The 1,001-nt window shown below is 38.5% G+C and carries 2 protein-coding genes; both read left to right on the forward strand.

Annotated elements, in window-relative coordinates; genetic code table 11:
- Window positions 1–406: hypothetical protein (locus tag BTHERMOSOX_RS11560; RefSeq protein ID WP_212744665.1), on the forward strand; the 406-nt coding region annotated here is incomplete at its 5' end.
- Window positions 407–408: 2 nt separating this feature from the next.
- On the forward strand, window positions 409–1,001 hold a 593-nt coding region (locus BTHERMOSOX_RS11565; RefSeq protein WP_138121244.1), incomplete at its 3' end, for a hypothetical protein.

Consider the following 1,001-nt stretch of genomic DNA (forward strand, 5'->3'; position numbering starts at 1 on the left):
TTTCTTTAATGATGATAACTTCGCGAAAATAAGCGCGGCTTCTAAGGCTTCAGGCATGACAACAGAATCGATTGTTGTTAGTGGTGCAATTAAATATGCTGAGTTATTGATGGGGGCTAAGAAAGACAACCGAACTTTAACAGATACCAAGATCCATAAGTTGGTTACTGAAACTATGGGAGCCAATGAAGATGCTAAAGACTGGTGGGACAAAATAGAAATTACTAAAGGCTGGATCTCTAAAGTAACTGGATCTAACCGTAAAAATGTAAATAACTATGTTGATACCCATAAGGCCACGTTAGATGCTCACCACGCTAAATGCGAAATTGAACTGGATCACAACCGTAAAGTGTTTAATTACAATCGTAAAATGAACAATGCTAAAGCTAACGAAGAGGGTTAATCATGGCTGGTAAATGTAAAATTTGTCATTCAGACCTTAAAGACCGCATTGAAGAGCGGATCTTTAAGGGGGAGGGCTTAGACTCAATCGCGACTTGGTGTAAATCTCAAGGCTTAACTATTAGCGCACCATCGGTACTTAGACATAAAAAGAACCACTTTGAACCGACTAAGACCGAAAACCCTAATACTGAAAAATGGCAAGCTGAAGTAGATCGCGGAATTAAAAAATCTGAAGTTAATTACACAACCCCTTTTATTGACTCAAGTAAGTTAATGAAAGAAATTGAAAAAGAAATCGAAGAGAAAGACGTTTTCGGGGCGGTTATCCATGACCGAAAAATCACACAATTAATGTTAGAAAAGATAGTGCAAAAGCAATTAGTGATAGTGCATGAGTTGCAAGAACAATACGGTGCTGGTACGGCTGGCTATCCAGAGCCACAAATAAGAGGACTTAAAATCTTACTTGATACTATCAATACACTACCAACTTACGCCGATAAGACTCTTATCGAAAAGATGGCTGCTTCAAGTGAAGATGCCTTTGAAAACAAAGTTGAAAAACGGGCAATTGAAACAGCTAAGAAAGCCGC

Origin of the sequence: Bathymodiolus heckerae thiotrophic gill symbiont, from assembly GCF_900128515.1 — a bacterium.
Lineage (GTDB): Bacteria > Pseudomonadota > Gammaproteobacteria > PS1 > Pseudothioglobaceae > Thioglobus_A.